The organism is Halobacillus sp. Cin3, assembly GCF_947311855.1.
Classification (GTDB): domain Bacteria; phylum Bacillota; class Bacilli; order Bacillales; family Halobacillaceae; genus Halobacillus; species Halobacillus kuroshimensis.
In genome coordinates, this window is record NZ_CAMZMV010000001.1 from 1,300,885 (window position 1) to 1,317,723 (window position 16,839).

Consider the following 16,839-nt stretch of genomic DNA (forward strand, 5'->3'; position numbering starts at 1 on the left):
CTACTAAATCTGACAAACTATTACCTTTTCAATTAGATTTAGGAGTGATGAAGATGCCTAAAGTAAGGCAGGATGCCTGGTCTCATGAAGATGATTTACTATTAGCGGAAACGGTGCTGAGGCACATCAGAGAAGGCAGTACACAACTGAAAGCTTTCGATGAGGTCGGTGATCTGTTGAACCGGACGTCTGCAGCCTGCGGGTTCCGCTGGAATGCTGAAGTCCGCCAGAAATATGAACAGGCCGTTGAACTGGCTAAAAAACAGCGCAAGGAAAAGAAAAGGAAAGAGGCCAAAGAACAGCAGGCGTATCAGAAACCTCAGCCGGCTGCTTATTATCCACCATCCCCTGATCCGGAAGATTTCAAGCTCCCAGATCAGGAAACGACAGAAGCCGAATCCCCTTCGATGGCTCTCCAGGAAGAGATCGGCTTGAACGAAGTCATTCAGTTCCTTAAGGAGCTTCAACAGGAATCTTCCGGTCAGACTGGTGTCCAGGCCCGCCTCAATGAATTGGAGAAGGAAAATCAATCCCTTTCCGAGCAGAACACCCAGCTTCATAGAAAACTGGAATCCGTGACAGAAGATTATCAAGCCTTGATTCAAATTATGGACAGAGCCAGAAAAATGGTTATGTTCGATGAACCTGAACAGGATTACAAGCCGCAGTTCCGTATGGAAAAGAACGGGAATCTCGAAAATATCGCCAGATAAATGCAAAAGAGGAGCTCTCTATTCAGAGAGCTCCTCTTTGTGCATAAAAAAACCAATCCCAATCGTGCCGTTGCATCATGAGTTTTGAACCCGCTCTAGGCAGGTGGGTGCCCTGTTCCACATTTCTTGCGTCCTCCCATCAGTGATGGTTATGAGGCGTGCATTCCATGTGGAAACACCAGGCTCCCGTATCAAAAATGTTCGGTCAAAACGTACATTCGAACAACGTACACATCAGGATTGGTTTCTTTAATTTTGTAAATTCATCTTAGCATATTTACATAAGCTTATCAAGAATGAAGATGAAAATTTACTGGTCGGATTTCAATGTTTCCGGCGGCTTCAATTGAAGATGAAGTTCATCCAGCTGAGCTTCACTGACCGTGCCGGGGGCTTCCGTCAATAGATCGGACGCAGAGGCCGTTTTAGGGAACAGAATGGTATCCCTCAAGTTTGTCCGTCCGGCAAGAAGCATCACAAGACGGTCAAGACCAAAGGCAATTCCTCCATGTGGAGGCGTCCCATATTCCAAAGCTTCAAGCAGGAAGCCGAATTGCTCTTCCGCTTCTTCCCTGCTGAAACCAAGCACATCAAACATTTCATTCTGCATTTCTTTTTCATAAATACGAAGGGAGCCACCGCCAAGCTCATATCCGTTCAGCACGATATCATACGCTTCCGCCATCACATCACGAGGGTTTTTCTTCAATTCCTCCAGATCCCCGCCGGCAGGCATCGTAAACGGGTGGTGAGCTGCGAAATAGCGGCCGGCTTCTTCGTCGTATTCGAATAACGGCCAGTCGGTTACCCATAAGAAGTTGAATTTCGTTTCATCGATAAGGTCGAGGCGGCGCGCAAGTTTCTGGCGAAGTGAACCGAGGCTGTCCCAGACGATCTCCGTTTTATCCGCAACAAACAGAAGGAGGTCTCCGTCTTCCGCTTGAAGCTTATCTTTTATGGCTCCAGCCTCTTCTTCAGCGAAGAATTTGGCAATTGGACCGTTGAATTCCCCGTCCTTCACTTTCAACCAGGCCAGTCCTTTCGCTCCGTACACTTTGACGTCTTCGGTCAGCTTATCAATATCTTTTCTGGAAAAGGCATCCGCCTGTCCCTTCACATTGATGGCGCTGACCTGTCCTCCGGATGCTACCGCACTATGGAAGACTTTGAATCCAGAATCCTTCACAACGTCTGAAAGATTGACCAGTTCAAGTCCGAACCGGGTGTCCGGTTTGTCTGAACCAAATCGTTCCATCGCTTCTGTGTAGGGCATACGTACGAACGGCGTCTCAATATCAAGTCCTTTGACTTCTTTCATGACGCGCTTCATCATCCGCTCTGTCATGGCCATGATATCCTCTTTAGTCATAAAGGATGTTTCAATATCCACCTGAGTGAATTCGGGCTGACGGTCGGCACGAAGGTCTTCATCACGGAAACAGCGCGCAATTTGATAATATTTTTCAAAACCTGAAATCATCAACAGCTGTTTAAATAACTGAGGGGACTGCGGCAGCGCATAAAACTCACCCTCATGTACACGGCTCGGAACAAGGTAGTCACGGGCCCCTTCCGGCGTGCTCTTCGTAAGCATCGGCGTTTCCATATCCAGAAACTCCTCTTCGTTAAGGAAGCTGCGGATGGACTGGGTCGTCTGGTGACGCATTTTGAACGTTTCCTGCATTTCTTTTCTTCTAAGGTCAAGATAACGGTATTTCAAGCGGAGGTCCTCAGATACCTCGGACTGCTCTTCAATCATGAATGGAGGAGTTTTAGCCTTGTTAAGGATCGTCACTTCCTGGGCAGCGACTTCAATTTCCCCGGTTCCAAGATTCACATTGACCGTTTTAGGATCACGTGCAACCACATGCCCCTTGACTTCCAGTACATACTCACTTCTTACGTCTTCCGCTGTCTTGAGAGCTTCTACGGATGTTTCAGGGTTGAATACCACCTGTACCAGTCCGGAACGATCGCGCAGATCAATGAAAATTAAACCGCCCAGATCCCGACGCTTCTGCACCCAGCCTTTTAAAGTAACTTCCTGTTCTAGATGTTCTTTGCGGATCGTTCCGCTTTGAGTTCGTGTCATCTTACTTTCCTCCTGCCATCTGTTCTTTCATATATTCAATCACCGAACCAAGTTCGATTTCCTTCTGTTCACCTGTGGCCATTTCCTTCACATTGATGACCCCGTTTTCAAGTTCCTGTTCTCCCAGGACGAGTACGTATTTCGCATTCAAGCGATCCGCCGACTTGAACTGGGCTTTCATTTTCTTACCCAGATAATCCTTGTCGACTTGAAGACCGGCCAGACGCATGGCATCTGCAAGACGGACCGCTTCGACCTGCGCTTCGTCGCCAAGAGCCACGACATAACAGTCCAGATCCTCATCGACAGGCAGCTCAACACCTTCAGCCTCCAGAGCCATCAGAAGGCGTTCAATGCTCATTGCAAAACCGATGCCGGACGTTTCCGGGCCTCCGACTTCCTGAACAAGCCCTGTGTAACGGCCGCCTCCGCTTAATGTCGTAATCGCACCGAACCCTTCTGCTTCACTCATGATTTCAAAAGCGGTGTGATTGTAATAATCAAGACCTCGTACAAGATTCGGGTCAATGACATATTCAATACCCATCGCATCCAGGTAACTTTTCACTTTCTCAAAATAATCTTTAGAATAGTCATTTAAGTATTCCAGGATGGAAGGAGCCGTTTTCATGGCCGGGTGATCCTTGTCCTTTTTACAATCCAGCACACGCAGCGGATTTTGATCAAGGCGTACCTGACAATCGGAACACAGCTCTTCACGATGTGGATCGAAGTGACGGACAAGCGCCGCCCGGTGAGCTTCACGGCTTTCTGCATCCCCAAGGCTGTTCAATACCAGTTTCAAGGAGGAGAGGCCGAGTTCCCTGTAGGAATTCAAAGCAAGGGACAGTACTTCTGCATCGATCGCCGGATCGTCGCTTCCGAGTGCTTCAATGCCGAACTGAACGAACTGGCGCATTCTTCCCTGCTGTGGACGCTCATACCGGAACATCGGCCCCATGTAGAAGTATTTGGACGGCTGGTTCGGCAGGCCGTAAATTTTGTTCTGGACATAAGCCCGGACTACAGAGGCGGTGCCTTCCGGACGAAGGGTAATACTGCGCCCCCCACGGTCTTCAAATGTGTACATTTCCTTTTGTACGATATCTGTGCTGTCACCTACTCCCCGCTGAAACAACTCTGTGTGTTCAAAAATCGGGGTTCTGATTTCTTTATAATTAAAGCGGCGGCACAAATCCACCAGCTTCTGCTCCACGTACTGCCATTTTTCTGATGTACCCGGCAGAATATCCTGCGTACCTCTCGGTGCATTGATCGTCATAATTATTCCTCCTGTCATTTCAACCATTTTTTCCCACAAAAAATCCGTCCCTTTTCCTGTTACGGAAAAGGGACGGATTTAACCGCGTTGCCACCCTGATTGGAGCTTCCTGCAGCTCCCGCTCAAAACAGTTAACGCCTGTGTACGTCTATGCCTACTCTAAGGATTTCGACATAGAACCTAAGGAATGTCTTTCGTCTGCACGTGACGGGGGGATACTTTCAGCCTATGGTATTCCCTCTCTGTCCGCATGGGTGCTGATTACTTTTTCCCTCAACGGTTTTTTCGTTTCATGTTAGAATTGATTTCTATCATATATTCTCCTTTCCACTTATGTCAAGTTGATGCTTCGATAAAAGTATGAAAAAAATTCACAAACTTTGAAGGATACCAAAGTCTTTTGTCGAATAGTGAAAGGAGCTTATTGAAATAGGAGGTGGAAAAATATTGAAAAAAGGACTTTTTCTTATTGTCTTTTTATTAGCAGCTTTCAGCATGCTGGAAGCTGAAAGCAGGACGGTGCATGCGGATCAAGCCGTCATTCAGGTGGATTACCTGAACGTAAGAACAGGTCCTGATACAAGCTACAACCGGATCGGCCAGGTGCACGCCAACGAAACGTACACCATCGTCAAAGAGCAGAACAACTGGCTGAAAATCAAATGGAATGGCAAAACCGGATGGGTAGCTAAATGGCTTACCACTGTAAAGAAGGAAACCTCACAGGCTTCCGGTACGTATTATTCCAAGTATGATTACTTAAGGATCCGCTCTTCGGCGGGACTGGACGGAAAAATCAAAGGGTACTTGATGAAGAATGATGTCGTAACTCCGCAGAAATCCAGCGGGAAATGGGTGTATATCCAGCACGGCAGCATCAAAGGCTGGGTGCATGGGGATTATCTGGCCCAGAAGAAATCATCCACTTCTTCATCCGGAAGCTCGTCATCCAATGAAAGCTCCGGCAGTCAATCTGTTATTGGAAAGATTGAAGTAGACACACCGGTCCTGAATGTTCGTAGTCAAAATTCAACCAATGGGACCATCCTGACGCAGATTAAAAAAGGCGAGGTTTATGAATACATAAACGAAAAGGATCGCTGGTACCAGATCAAGTGGGGAAACGGCCGGACAGGCTGGGTGGCCGGCTGGCTCGTCGATCCTGTGAGCGGAAACAGCTCCTCAGGGACGACAACGGCGAATGCAGCCGTCACACTGGACTATAACTACACCAATATCCGCAGTGGTCCATCGACAGGATATAAAGTTGTAGGTCAGGCTCATAAGGGCGATCAATTTGATGTTATCGCTGAAGAGGGACGCTGGTATAAGATCAAATTCAACGGCAGTACAGCCTATGTCGCCGGATGGATTGTCACGGAAACGACAAAAGGCGCCCAGCATACCAATTATTCTTCAGGATCTTTGAAAGGAAAAACGATTATGCTTGACCCCGGTCACGGCGGGCGTGATTCAGGCGCCGTTGGAAGAGCCGGAAGTTACGAGAGTGATCTGACGTTGAGTACAGCTCTTATTTTGAAGAAACAACTGGAGCAGGCTGGTGCGGACGTCCTGATGACAAGAAGCAGCAATGAGTATGTCGCTCTATCAGCGAGGACTTACTACTCCAACGCTTCCAGTGCCGACGCATTCATCAGTCTTCACTACAATAGTGCTCCTTTGTATATTTCAGCAACCGGATTGAATACGTACTATTATCATTCCAGAGACAAAAACCTTGCCTCAGCGCTTCAGGCAGGCATGGTCCAAAAAACGGGACTGCGGGACCGCGGAATTAAATACGGCAACTTCCATGTTATCCGCGAGAACCAGAAACCATCTGCACTATTGGAGCTCGGCTTCATTTCGGATGCCCGTGAAGAGCAGACCGTACGTACATCCTCCTATCAGCAGAAAGTCAGCCAGGGGGTTGTCCAGGGACTTATTCAATATTTTAAATAAGCTGGACTTATAACAAAACAAAAACAGCTGCGGGAATCGTTCCCGCAGCTGTTTTTTATCGGTCTTTACTATCCAGAATAAGAGTGACAGGTCCTTCGTTCGTTAACTGCACATTCATCATCGCTCCGAAAGAACCGGTTTCCACCTGGACTCCCTGATCCATCACCATCTTATTAAAGGACTCATAGAGCTGAGCGGCTGTATCGGGCCGGGCAGCCCCCATAAAGTTCGGCCGGCGGCCTTTACGCGTATCCCCATACAACGTGAACTGGGAGATGGACAGCATCTGCCCCTCGACGTCCTTAAGAGAATGATTCATTTTCCCGTGCTCATCTTCAAAAATCCTCAAATGAGGAATCTTATCAGCTAAATAACGGGCGTCTTCCTCTGTATCTTCATGTGTAACCCCAAGCAGGATTACGAGACCGCGCTCGATACTTCCGACCGTTTCATTTTCAACAGTAACAGAAGCATCAACCGCACGCTGGACAACGGCTTTCATCTTCTATTCCCCTTTTTACTGCATAACACGGCGTACCGTGTATACTTCCTGTATTTGTTTGATCCGTTCCACAATTTTTCTCAAATGATTTGTATTCTGAATCAGAATCGTAATGTGGATGGTCGCCATTTTATTCCGGTCTGATTTACCCGAAACAGCAGTAATATTGGTTTTCGTTTCATTGACCGCCTGCAGCACTTCGTTCAACAGGCCTCTCCGGTCGTAGCCCCAGATTTCCAAATCGACATGATACTGTTTGGAATCGGTGACCGATGTCTCCCATTTCACAGGAAGAAGACGTGTCTGCGCTTCCTCTGTGTGGACGTTCGGACAGTCGGTACGGTGAACCGACACTCCACGCCCTTTGGTAATATAGCCGATGATATCGTCGCCGGGTACCGGGTTGCAGCACTTGGAAAGCCGCACTAACAGATTGTCGACACCTTCGACGCGGACCCCGGAATCCTTTTTACCTTTTCTGGAAGGCTTCTTGATTTCCGTTGTGCTTACATCAGCCAGGGTCTGCTCAAGATCCTGCTCCTTCTGCTTCTGCTTCCTTATCTTCTCCGTAAGTCTGGTAGCAATCTGAGCCGCAGTTATGCCTTGGTATCCGACAGCAGCAAACATATCTTCTTCATTGGCAAAATTGAACTTCTCAGACACTCGGTTCAGGTTGTCCTGCGTATATACATCTTTCGGCTGAAGACCGAAATTCCGGATTTCCCGTTCCACCAGCTCTTTCCCTTTGGACGTATTTTCGTCCTTCTGCTGCTTTTTGAAGAACTGCTTGATTTTGTTTTTAGCCTGAGATGTCTGGGCCAGTTTAATCCAGTCTTTTGAAGGGCCGTATGCATGCTTGGACGTCATGATTTCCACAATGTCACCGGTTTTCAACTCATAGTCCAGCGGCTCCATTTTTCCGTTGACCTTGGCGCCGATTGTCTGATTCCCCACTTCTGTGTGAATACGGAAAGCAAAGTCTACAGGGACAGAGCCGGAAGGAAGTTCTATGACGTCCCCCTTCGGCGTGAAGACATAGACCATGTCGGAAAAGAGATCGACTTTCAGCGATTCCATAAACTCTTCGGCATCATGGGTTTCACTCTGCCACTCCAGAATCTCACGGAACCATGTCAATTTCTCTTCAAACGATTGTCCGGATACGGTCTGCCTGCCTTCCTTATAAGCCCAGTGGGCGGCAATTCCGTACTCGGCAATTTCATGCATTTCATGGGTACGGATCTGAACCTCCAGCGGGTCGCCTTTCGGGCCGATCACTGTTGTATGAAGGGACTGATAAAGGTTCGGCTTCGGCATAGCAATGTAATCCTTGAAACGGCCGGGCATCGGTTTCCAACAGGTATGGATGATTCCAAGAACTGCGTAACAGTCCTTAATGCTGTTCACGGTAATTCTAACGGCTAACAAGTCATAGATTTCATTGAACTGCTTGTTCTGCAGCACCATCTTCCGGTAGATGCTGTACAAGTGCTTCGGCCTTCCGTTTAAATCGGCACCAATGTTCACATCGTCCAGCTGTTCACGGATTTCATCGATCACTTCTTCGATGTAATGCTCACGTTCGTTCCGCTTCTGCTTCATCAAGTGAACAATCCGGTAATACTGCTGCGGATTTAAATACCGGAGCGCTGTATCTTCCAGCTCCCACTTAATCGTTGAAATCCCAAGACGATGGGCAAGCGGAGCGAAAATCTCCAGCGTTTCATTGGAAATTCTCCGCTGTTTTTCAGCCGGAAGGTGCTTCAGTGTTCTCATATTATGCAGACGGTCAGCCAGCTTAATAAGGATGACACGCATATCCTTCGCCATAGCTACAAACATTTTCCGATGGTTTTCCGCCTGCTGAGCTTCCTTGGACTTGTATTTGATTTTACCCAATTTGGTAACGCCATCGACAAGCATGGAAACCTCTTCATTGAAAGCTTCCTCAATCTGCTCCAGTGTAATATCCGTATCCTCCACAACATCGTGCAGGAATCCCCCTGCAACCGTCTCAGGATCCATTTCCAGATTGACCAGTATCCCTGCAACCTGAATGGGATGGATAATATAAGGTTCACCGGATTTGCGGAATTGACTGCTGTGCGCTTCTTCTGCGAACGCATAGGCACGGCGAATAAAAGCCAGGTCCGACTCGTTTAAATACTGACTCGCCTGTTCTATGACCTCTTCCGCAGTTAGAACTGTATCTTTCGCCATTCAATCACCCTGATTCCTTTAAGACTTTCTAAAGTTATTTGTCATCATTATCAAAAAAAGCACCTTCTTTGTAAAGTCATACACTTCAAGCGCTTGTAAAACAAAGAGCGCCCTAAAGAAAGGGCACTCTTTTCTATTAATATTGCATCAACGTCAATACGTCGTTGTTTTTCAATTTTTCACGGCCATTCAAATACGTAAGTTCAATTAAGAACGCGCATCCGGCTACTTCTCCACCCAGCTGCTCAACAAGGTCAATGGTCGCTTCAATCGTTCCACCAGTAGCCAGCAGGTCATCCACAATCAAAACACGCTGACCAGGCTTGATGGCATCCTTGTGAATAGTCAGGACATCTTTGCCGTATTCCAGACCGTAATCCACTTTGATGGTTTCACGAGGGAGTTTCCCTTCCTTACGTACCGGCGCAAAGCCGATTTCAAGAGCATAGGAAACCGGGCATCCTACGATGAAGCCACGCGCTTCCGGACCTACGACAATATCAATTTCCAGCTGTTTCGCATACTCTACAATCTCATCAACAGCGGACTTAAAGGCAGGGCCGTTATCCATCAATGGGGTGATGTCCTTAAACTGGACGCCTTCTTTCGGCCAGTCCTGTACGATTGCAATATGTTCTTTATAATCCATTAACTACTTCCTCCTTGACTTGCTTCGAACGTTGGTTCAGATAGCGGTCGAACCATTCCTTCAATTCTTTATATGTGGAATAATATAGCGTTTGTTCCATTTTCAACTGTTCTTCGCGTTCGATGTAAAGCGAAGATTCACGTAAATCTTTTTGAGATGGTTCGGATTCAACCGTTAAAATCCCATCTTTTATTTTAACAAACTGAAGTTCAAAAAACACCTCTGAAATAAATTCCACCATGGATCGGTCCCAGCCTTTTCTCCCGGCCAGAAGATCCGCTTCTTTATTCATGTCAAAACGGCCGCGCTTCAACAGCATACCATAAAACCACTTGAAGTGGTCCCGTGACGGCCATGTTTTTAGGAAGGTACTCTCTTCCAGGTGATAGCAGGCATACACCTTCTTCACTTGAACGGCCTCCAGCATGGATGTCAGCTCCTTCATTTCCCGCGGCAGATCCAGAATCAGAAGGCCGTCCCACGAAGATTCATCCATGACCTGTTCCGGTTTCAGAACGGGGAGGTCGAACGGGGCTGCCTCTTTATCTTGGAAACTTACAGCCCCATACTTTTCCTGTAGCGGCACAGCTATATTTTTTTCAAGATGCCTGGACCCGCGGTGATCAAAAAGCTGCCACTCTGTTACGCTGATGTCCCTGATCATGACCTGAAGGTTTTTCCTTCCATTCCACTCATTGACACCCAGCTCCCCGACAAAGTCCATAACAGCATGCGGAGACAGCTGTGTATACAACTCTCCAAGGCCAAAAGCAATGCCGTCCACTTTTACCTGTTCACCTTGGAATTGGAATTTCAGATGGTTTTTTTTGCTTCCTATCAACCGTACTTCTTTAGGGGTATGCTTGAGATGAAACAAAGGCTTAGGGTTACCCATACCGAACGGCCGGAGCTGATCAATTTCTTCAATCTGCTTCAGAGAGACATCGTCCACAGCTACAGTGGTTTCTATGTCAAGCACCTGTTGGTAATCGTCAGCAGACAGCTTTTTCCGTGCAATGCCGATCAAGTCTTCTCTCAAGGCATCCAGCTGATCCAGCTCTACGGTCATTCCTGCTGCCTGGGCATGTCCCCCAAAATGAAGGAACCGGTGACGGACTTCCATACAATTGGTAAACATATCAAAGGCATCGATACTACGGGCCGAACCTTTGGCTACCCCTTTTTCGGAATCAACGCCAAGAACGATGGCGGGCCTGTCAAACTGACGGACAAGCTTGGAAGCTACAATACCGAGTACACCAGGATTCCATCCTTCCTTGGCTACAACGATGACTTCATCAGCCACGCCCTGTTCATTCACAACCATCTCTTCTGCCTCTTTGGCAATGGCAGCCACGATCTTTTGACGCTCCTGATTCAACTGGTTGATAAAAGCGGCCATTTCCTGAGCCTCTTCCAAACTTTCGGACAACAATAGGTCAACCGCCGGAGCGGCGTCCTGAAGACGGCCGACAGCGTTGATTCTCGGGCCGATGGTGAAACCGATCGTTTCCTCATCCATCTCCCCTTCAATTGAACAGACATTCCGAAGGGCCTGAATCCCCGGCCTTTTGGACTGGGAGATCGCCTTTAGACCAAAGTAGGAAAGGACGCGGTTCTCATCAACAAGAGGGACAAGGTCCGCAATGGTGCCGATGACAACAAGATCAAGAAAATGCTTCGGACATTCTCCTAAAAGGGCGTGAGCGAATTTAAAAGCAACGCCGACGCCTGCCAATTCCTGAAACGGGTAATCCGCTGATGTTTTCGGATGGATGATGGCAAACGCATCGGGAAGGGTTTCCTGGACTTCGTGGTGATCGGTAATAATTAAATCCAGACCCAGCTCTTTGGCAAACGCCGCCTCTTCGACTGCAGCAATTCCTGTATCGACGGTTATAATGACGCCATACCCGGAATCGAAGGCAAATTGGAAGGCTTCCTTATTCGGGCCGTATCCTTCTGTGAAACGGTTGGGAATATAAAAGTCGCATTCCACCCCAGCCTCTCTCAGCGCCTCAATCATAAGGGTAGTGGAGCTGACCCCGTCTGCATCATAATCGCCGAACACAAGCACAGACTCACCGGCTGCGGCAGCCTCTTTCACGCGTGCAACAGCCTTTTCCATCCCTTCCATCAGAAATGGATCATGCAGTTGCTCAAAAGACGGGTGCAGGAAACGCTGTTCCGCCTCCGGCTCAAAAATCCCCCGCTTTTCCAACAGCTGCTTCGTAAGCGGCGTCAGTCCGCCCGGTCGGCTGCTTCTATCTCCCTGGACCGGATCGTTATATGTAATTTTCCATTTCATCTTACTTTCTATCATAAGTTCACCCCTGACCCATCTATTATACAAGAGCGGATCAGGGGTAGCAAATGCAATTATGTGATGTTTTCCCTGGAGTCATTCTCTTCACCGGCTTCAGAGGCGGGCTCTGTTTTCTCTCCGTTTTCCTTCTCGAATGCCTGCAGTTTTTCCAGCAAGGAGCGTTTCTCTCTTCTTAATCTGAAGTAGCGGACGGCCCCTACAGAGGCTGTAGCAAGACCTCCAAGCAGCACGGAAACGAGAATAACAAGAATTAATGGAGCCTCCCCGGTTCCGAATAGATAATTGACCTGCACAGACTCGACGTTGATGACCGCAAACACAGCAATGACAACAGCAAAAATAAGAGCTGAAATGATGTACGTTTGACCTTTCATAGAGCATCTCTCCTTTTTCATATCCTATCACTAAAGATATACCCGATCTCTAAACAAACAAAAAGCGGTCTTTCCACCAGGAAAGACCGCTTGATCAGGACCATACTCCATTCCCCGAAGGAACGGTTACACCTGAGGTCCGTCATTACGCTTTTTCTTCACATAGTTGATCGGCTTATCTTTGATATTTCTTCCGCGCCAGACGAGCCATAGCTGGGACGCAATAAACAGGGACGAATATGTTCCTGCCAGTAGTCCGATGACAAGGGCGAAAGAGAAATTCGTAATCGATGAGGCACCGAAGACGAGCAGCATAACCGCTGCAAAGATGACCGTAATCACCGTATTGAAACTTCTAGCCAAGGTCTGCATTAAGCTGTCATTCACAATCTTAGCCAGCTCCGTAAAGGACTTGACTTTCTTCTTCAGTTTCAAGTTCTCCCGGATCCGGTCAAACGTAACGATGGTATCGTTGACAGAATAACCGACGATGGTGAGAATGGCTGCAATAATCGTGATATCGAATTCCAGCCTTGTAATGCTGAAGAAGGCGAGAATGAAGAACGCATCATGCAGCAGAGCGATAATGGCGGTAATCGCAAAGAATATTTCAAACCGGATCGTTACATAGATGATGATTCCAATCGAAGCATAGAGAACAGCAAGCGCTGCGTTTTTCGCCAGTTCCTTAGCCACAATTGGAGAAACTGTACTGATATTCGGTGTACTACCGAACTCCTCTTCATAGTACGACTGGATGTCAGCTACTTTGTCCTTGCTCAGTTCAGAATCAAACCTCGCAACGGCAATTTCATTGTTATCCCCTGAAATGACGACCTGCTCAGGAGAAACATCAAATTCACTTTCCATTGTCTCCTCCACTTGAGAAGCGGTTATATCCCCGTCCGATAAAATGGAGACACGGGAACCATTGGAGAAATCTATGCCGAGATTGAGTCGGAAAACAGACAGCGCAAGAACACCAGCTGCGATCAGAACAATGGAAATCGTGAAGAACAACTTCCGCTTGCCTACAAAGTTAAAGGAACGCTTCATGAAGGTGGCATCCACTTCTCCACCATCTTCGATATTTTGAATCTGCTCCGGTTTAACTCCGAACCAGCGCGGACGTTTATTGAGGAAGCGGCTCTTCACCCACAAACTCATAAACAGGCGCGTGCCATATACCGCTGTTACGAAACTCACCAAAATACTGACGATCAGCATTGTAGCGAAGCCTTTTACCGAACTTGTACCGAAAATGAACAGCACACCGGCCGCAATCAACGTGGTTATGTTTGCATCCATGATGGTGGACAGCGAGCGCTTATTCCCTGCTTTATAGGCAGACATCAGCGACTTGCCTGATTTCAGTTCTTCTTTGATCCGTTCATAAGTAATGATGTTGGCATCGACGGCCATCCCCACACCCAGAATCAAGGCAGCGATTCCCGGGAGGGTCAGAACCCCGTTCATCAATTCAAACACAACTAAAATCAAATAAATATAGACGGACAGCGTCAGAGATGCTATGACACCCGGGAACCGGTAGTAGGCTATCATAAACAGGAAAATAGCGGCTACGCCGATCACTCCCGCGATGATCGTTTTGTTCATCGCCTGTTCCCCGAATTGCGCCCCGACGGAATTGGAATACGTTTCTTCCAGATTCACAGGCAGAGAACCTGCATTCAAAACGTCGGCCAGCTGCTGGGCTGACTCAACGGTGAAGTCGCCGCTGATCTGAATGGAATTGCTGCGGATCGGTCCATTCTCCCGGAAGGACGGTGCTGAAATGTATTCAGGATCCGCTGAACCATACTGTTCTGCAAAGGATGTATCCTCATCGTAATCCAGCCAGATGACAAGCAGATCGTCCGGGTAAGGGGTCGATGGATCATCCAGTGTATTATAAACTTCCTCTGAAACATCGTAAAACTCGGAGGCGCTTTTCACCTTCAAAGTTACGACCGGTTCATTTGTATTTGGATCGAAGGACTGCTGGGCACTCCCTTCCACTAAATCGGATCCGTCAAGAAACAGCTTTCCATCTGTACTTCTGAATGTTAATTCCGCTGTTGTGGAAAGCAGTTCCCTTGCCGTCTGCTGGTCCTCCACACCGGCCAGCTGCACACGGATCCGCCCGTTATCTTCAATGGATATGTTGGTTTCACTGATTCCGAGCGTGTTGACACGCTGACTCAATGATTCCGCCGTGGCTTCCAATACCTGCTCATTCACTTCCTGGTCTTCGTTGAGAGGCTCTACGTCATAAAGAATTTCAAAGCCGCCCTGCAGATCCAGTCCTAATTTGATATCTTTTGTAACTCCAGTAATCGTCGTCCCAATCGTAGCTGCCAACAACAGCACCACGATGAAAAAGGCGACAATCCGCCCTCGTTTCACCATTCGCTTCTGCTCCTCCTTTATGTATCCCAGCACGGGGAATGGCCCCGTATGGTTGTACAAAACAGGGTCCGGTCTTTCCCGTCCCTATTCTACTACTTTTTACTTTTTTCGCAACAGCATCCGTGTAAAGCTGTGTTTTTATTCCGATTCTGTCTGGTTGAGTGCTTCAATAGACGCGAGCAGATCATCATTTTGATAGGCTTCAACCGTCAAATAACTTGTGTATGTATGACTGGATAAATGAAAAATATCCTGAACCACCTGGTGAAGCCTCATTTCCGGCTCCCCTTTCCACACTTTGGACATCAGACAATTCCAGATTTCCGCTTCTGTCGCACGCGGATAACCAAGCAGTCTGAATTCCTCCGCTTTACTCTTTGTCACAGGAGCTACTTCCTTTTTCCACAATCCGACACGCTTATAAGGTTCCATATCGATACTCCTCACTTCATCATTTCGTAGAATCCGTAGTCATGCCTTGTCCACGATTGAGCATATACTTCATTGTATCGGAATTTCATTTCTTTGAGAAGGCGGATCGAAATATGTCTAAACAAACTTTTCTGCATGGGGCTCTGATCCTCGTTGCCGCCGGATTAATTACCCGGTTCCTCGGCTTTGTGAACCGCATAGTCGTGGCACGGGTCATGGGCCCGGAAGGCGTCGGCCTCTATATGATGGCCCTCCCGACCTTAATCATGGCGATTACCATCACCCAGTTCGGACTTCCCGTAGCGATTTCCAAACGTGTATCAGAAGCAGAGGCTACAGGGAACGAAGGGAAAATCAAGCGGATTTTGATTGTATCCCTCGCTGTCACCACAACATTAAGCATTGTATTTACAATCGGTATTTTCATGCTGGCCCCTGTCATTGCTGAACACTTTTTAACGGATGCACGGGCACTTTCCCCGCTGCTTGCGGTTACACCAATCATACCGATCATTGCCGTCAGCTCTGTCATCCGCGGGTATTTCCAAGGAAGGCAGAACATGAAACCGCAGGCTGTTTCCCAAGTCATTGAGCAGATCGTCCGCATCGGATCGGTCATTCTTTTTACGAAGATGCTCTATCCATATGGTGTCCAGTATGCAGCTGCCGGTGCCATGGGAAGCGCTGTCCTTGGAGAATTGATCTCGCTTTTGTATATGCTCAGGCAGTTCAATGTTCATAAAAGCTTCCGGCTGAGAAAATCATGGAAAAAGAATCTTGGCGAAGGGCGGAAGACGTTAAATGAGCTGATGACCATTGCCCTGCCTACGACCGGCAGTCGTTTTATCGGTTCGCTGACTTACTTTTTCGAACCAATCCTTGTCGCCCAGAGTCTGGCCCTTGCCGGTTTTGCAGCTGTAGAATCCACAAAACTTTATGGAGAATTAACCGGTTATGTGCTCCCGCTTCTCTTTTTGCCGACGTTTCTTACGCATGCCCTTTCTACAGCACTCGTCCCCTCCATCAGCGAAGCCGCAGCCAAAGGTAACAAGGAAACCATCCGCTACAGGATTATGCAGTCCATCCGTCTATCGATCGCTTCCGGCGGTTTAATCACGATTGTGTTCATGATTTTCCCTGTCGTGATTTTAACCGCTGTATACGGGACAAGCCATGCTTCTTTCATGCTCCAGTTCATGGCCCCTTTCTTCCTGCTACATTATATCCAGACGCCTCTCCAGGCCGCCCTGCAGGCTCTTGATCTTGCACGTCCGGCTATGTGGAACACCCTCATTGGAGCGGTTGTGAAATTCGTCGTCCTTGTCGCTCTTACCTCCCGTCCTGAATTCGGCATTCACGGAGCGGCAGCGGCCATCTGTGTCGGTGTTGTCATTGTCACCCTGCTCCATCTTCAAGTTCTTGTGAAATACAACGTCCTCCGTTTTCCATTTCTACTGTTCTTTAAATTTTTTATCGTCATCGGAACGACCGGTATCGTCGGTTTTATTTGGAAAAACAACTGGCTCGATGAAACCCGGCCGCTTTCCCAGCTGCTCATTATGGGTGGCGGGCTTGCTATCCTATACCTGCTTCTGACGTATGTGTTCCAGCTGATTCGAAATGAAGAATGGAAAATGATCCCCTGGAAGAGAATCCTGCCAAAAAAATAAGGATCCGGGCCTCCTGGAGCGGCATGGATTTTTGTACCCGTTCCATGTTTACTTAATAGAAATCAGGTCTCCCTGCCTGCTATAGACAAGCATTGAACCATTTTGAAAAGAAAAGAGGAGGATCTTCTATTCAACAGAAGATCCTCCTCTTTTCAGCTTATGTTTGTTTCGCGTGTCCATGGCATCCTTTCAATGACAAACGGTCCTG

The 16,839-nt window shown here is 47.8% G+C and carries 12 protein-coding genes, 1 other RNA gene and 1 other annotated feature; of the genes, 3 read left to right on the forward strand and 10 right to left on the reverse strand.

Going from position 1 to position 16,839, the window contains the following annotated elements; all coding sequences use genetic code 11:
* The first annotated feature begins 53 nt into the window (after positions 1 to 53).
* Positions 54 to 713 carry an RsfA family transcriptional regulator gene (locus tag QMA39_RS07025; RefSeq protein ID WP_027955299.1) on the forward strand — a complete coding sequence of 220 codons (660 nt, stop codon included), beginning with the start codon at positions 54 to 56 and terminating at the stop codon, positions 711 to 713.
* 51 nt (positions 714 to 764) lie between these two features.
* Here the strand turns inward: QMA39_RS07025 and ssrS are convergent.
* The 3 genes from ssrS to hisS form a co-directional block, all read right to left on the reverse strand.
* A non-coding RNA gene (gene ssrS / locus QMA39_RS07030) (6S RNA) lies at positions 765 to 957 on the reverse strand.
* Between the two features lie 66 nt (positions 958 to 1,023).
* Positions 1,024 to 2,805: an aspartate--tRNA ligase gene (gene aspS / locus QMA39_RS07035; RefSeq protein WP_281658273.1), complete on the reverse strand. Its 1,782-nt coding sequence runs from the start codon at positions 2,803 to 2,805 to the stop codon at positions 1,024 to 1,026.
* Position 2,806: 1 nt separating this feature from the next.
* Entirely contained in the window at positions 2,807 to 4,087 is a 1,281-nt protein-coding gene (gene hisS / locus QMA39_RS07040; RefSeq protein WP_206935311.1) for a histidine--tRNA ligase, read from the reverse strand.
* Positions 4,088 to 4,152: 65 nt separating this feature from the next.
* Positions 4,153 to 4,373, reverse strand: a binding site (T-box leader).
* A 161-nt stretch (positions 4,374 to 4,534) separates the two neighbouring features.
* On the opposite strand from hisS, the gene QMA39_RS07045 reads away from it, so the two are divergent.
* The gene (locus QMA39_RS07045; protein WP_281658274.1) at positions 4,535 to 6,049 is read left to right on the forward strand and encodes an SH3 domain-containing protein; all 1,515 of its coding nucleotides are present in this window, start codon (positions 4,535 to 4,537) and stop codon (positions 6,047 to 6,049) included.
* 55 nt (positions 6,050 to 6,104) lie between these two features.
* On the opposite strand, the gene dtd is transcribed toward QMA39_RS07045, so the two are convergent.
* The 7 genes from dtd to QMA39_RS07080 form a co-directional block, all read right to left on the reverse strand.
* On the reverse strand, positions 6,105 to 6,551 hold the full coding sequence (gene dtd, locus QMA39_RS07050; RefSeq protein ID WP_027955295.1) for a D-aminoacyl-tRNA deacylase: 447 nt from the start codon (positions 6,549 to 6,551) through the stop codon (positions 6,105 to 6,107).
* A 15-nt stretch (positions 6,552 to 6,566) separates the two neighbouring features.
* Positions 6,567 to 8,771 (reverse strand): bifunctional (p)ppGpp synthetase/guanosine-3',5'-bis(diphosphate) 3'-pyrophosphohydrolase, encoded by a 2,205-nt coding sequence (locus QMA39_RS07055; protein WP_027955294.1) that lies wholly within the window; start codon positions 8,769 to 8,771, stop codon positions 6,567 to 6,569.
* Positions 8,772 to 8,907: 136 nt separating this feature from the next.
* Positions 8,908 to 9,420 (reverse strand): adenine phosphoribosyltransferase, encoded by a 513-nt coding sequence (locus QMA39_RS07060; protein WP_027955293.1) that lies wholly within the window; start codon positions 9,418 to 9,420, stop codon positions 8,908 to 8,910.
* A complete protein-coding gene (recJ, locus tag QMA39_RS07065) occupies positions 9,410 to 11,743 on the reverse strand; it encodes a single-stranded-DNA-specific exonuclease RecJ (protein ID WP_281658275.1) in 2,334 nt (777 codons plus the stop codon). The genes QMA39_RS07060 and recJ overlap by 11 nt, the downstream gene beginning before the upstream one ends.
* A gap of 56 nt (positions 11,744 to 11,799) precedes the next feature.
* Positions 11,800 to 12,120 carry a lipopolysaccharide assembly protein LapA domain-containing protein gene (locus tag QMA39_RS07070; RefSeq protein WP_027955291.1) on the reverse strand — a complete coding sequence of 107 codons (321 nt, stop codon included), beginning with the start codon at positions 12,118 to 12,120 and terminating at the stop codon, positions 11,800 to 11,802.
* Between the two features lie 126 nt (positions 12,121 to 12,246).
* A complete protein-coding gene (gene secDF / locus QMA39_RS07075; RefSeq protein ID WP_281658276.1) occupies positions 12,247 to 14,529 on the reverse strand; it encodes a protein translocase subunit SecDF in 2,283 nt (760 codons plus the stop codon).
* Positions 14,530 to 14,667: 138 nt separating this feature from the next.
* Positions 14,668 to 14,961 (reverse strand): post-transcriptional regulator, encoded by a 294-nt coding sequence (locus tag QMA39_RS07080; RefSeq protein WP_035532011.1) that lies wholly within the window; start codon positions 14,959 to 14,961, stop codon positions 14,668 to 14,670.
* Between the two features lie 113 nt (positions 14,962 to 15,074).
* Between QMA39_RS07080 and spoVB the strand changes: the two genes are divergently transcribed.
* Positions 15,075 to 16,631, forward strand: a complete 1,557-nt coding sequence (gene spoVB / locus QMA39_RS07085; protein WP_281658277.1) for a stage V sporulation protein B — start codon at positions 15,075 to 15,077, stop codon at positions 16,629 to 16,631.
* The last annotated feature ends 208 nt before the right edge of the window (positions 16,632 to 16,839 follow it).

Coding starts and splice junctions, on each gene's coding strand:
- QMA39_RS07025 (WP_027955299.1), top strand. CDS start 54: ATGCCTAAAGTAAGGCAGGATGCCTGGTCTCATGAAGATGATTTACTA.
- aspS (WP_281658273.1), bottom strand. CDS start 2,805: ATGACACGAACTCAAAGCGGAACGATCCGCAAAGAACATCTAGAACAG.
- dtd (WP_027955295.1), bottom strand. CDS start 6,551: ATGAAAGCCGTTGTCCAGCGTGCGGTTGATGCTTCTGTTACTGTTGAA.
- QMA39_RS07060 (WP_027955293.1), bottom strand. CDS start 9,420: ATGGATTATAAAGAACATATTGCAATCGTACAGGACTGGCCGAAAGAA.
- hisS (WP_206935311.1), bottom strand. CDS start 4,087: ATGACGATCAATGCACCGAGAGGTACGCAGGATATTCTGCCGGGTACA.
- QMA39_RS07070 (WP_027955291.1), bottom strand. CDS start 12,120: ATGAAAGGTCAAACGTACATCATTTCAGCTCTTATTTTTGCTGTTGTC.
- QMA39_RS07080 (WP_035532011.1), bottom strand. CDS start 14,961: ATGGAACCTTATAAGCGTGTCGGATTGTGGAAAAAGGAAGTAGCTCCT.
- secDF (WP_281658276.1), bottom strand. CDS start 14,529: ATGGTGAAACGAGGGCGGATTGTCGCCTTTTTCATCGTGGTGCTGTTG.
- recJ (WP_281658275.1), bottom strand. CDS start 11,743: ATGATAGAAAGTAAGATGAAATGGAAAATTACATATAACGATCCGGTC.
- spoVB (WP_281658277.1), top strand. CDS start 15,075: ATGTCTAAACAAACTTTTCTGCATGGGGCTCTGATCCTCGTTGCCGCC.
- QMA39_RS07055 (WP_027955294.1), bottom strand. CDS start 8,771: ATGGCGAAAGATACAGTTCTAACTGCGGAAGAGGTCATAGAACAGGCG.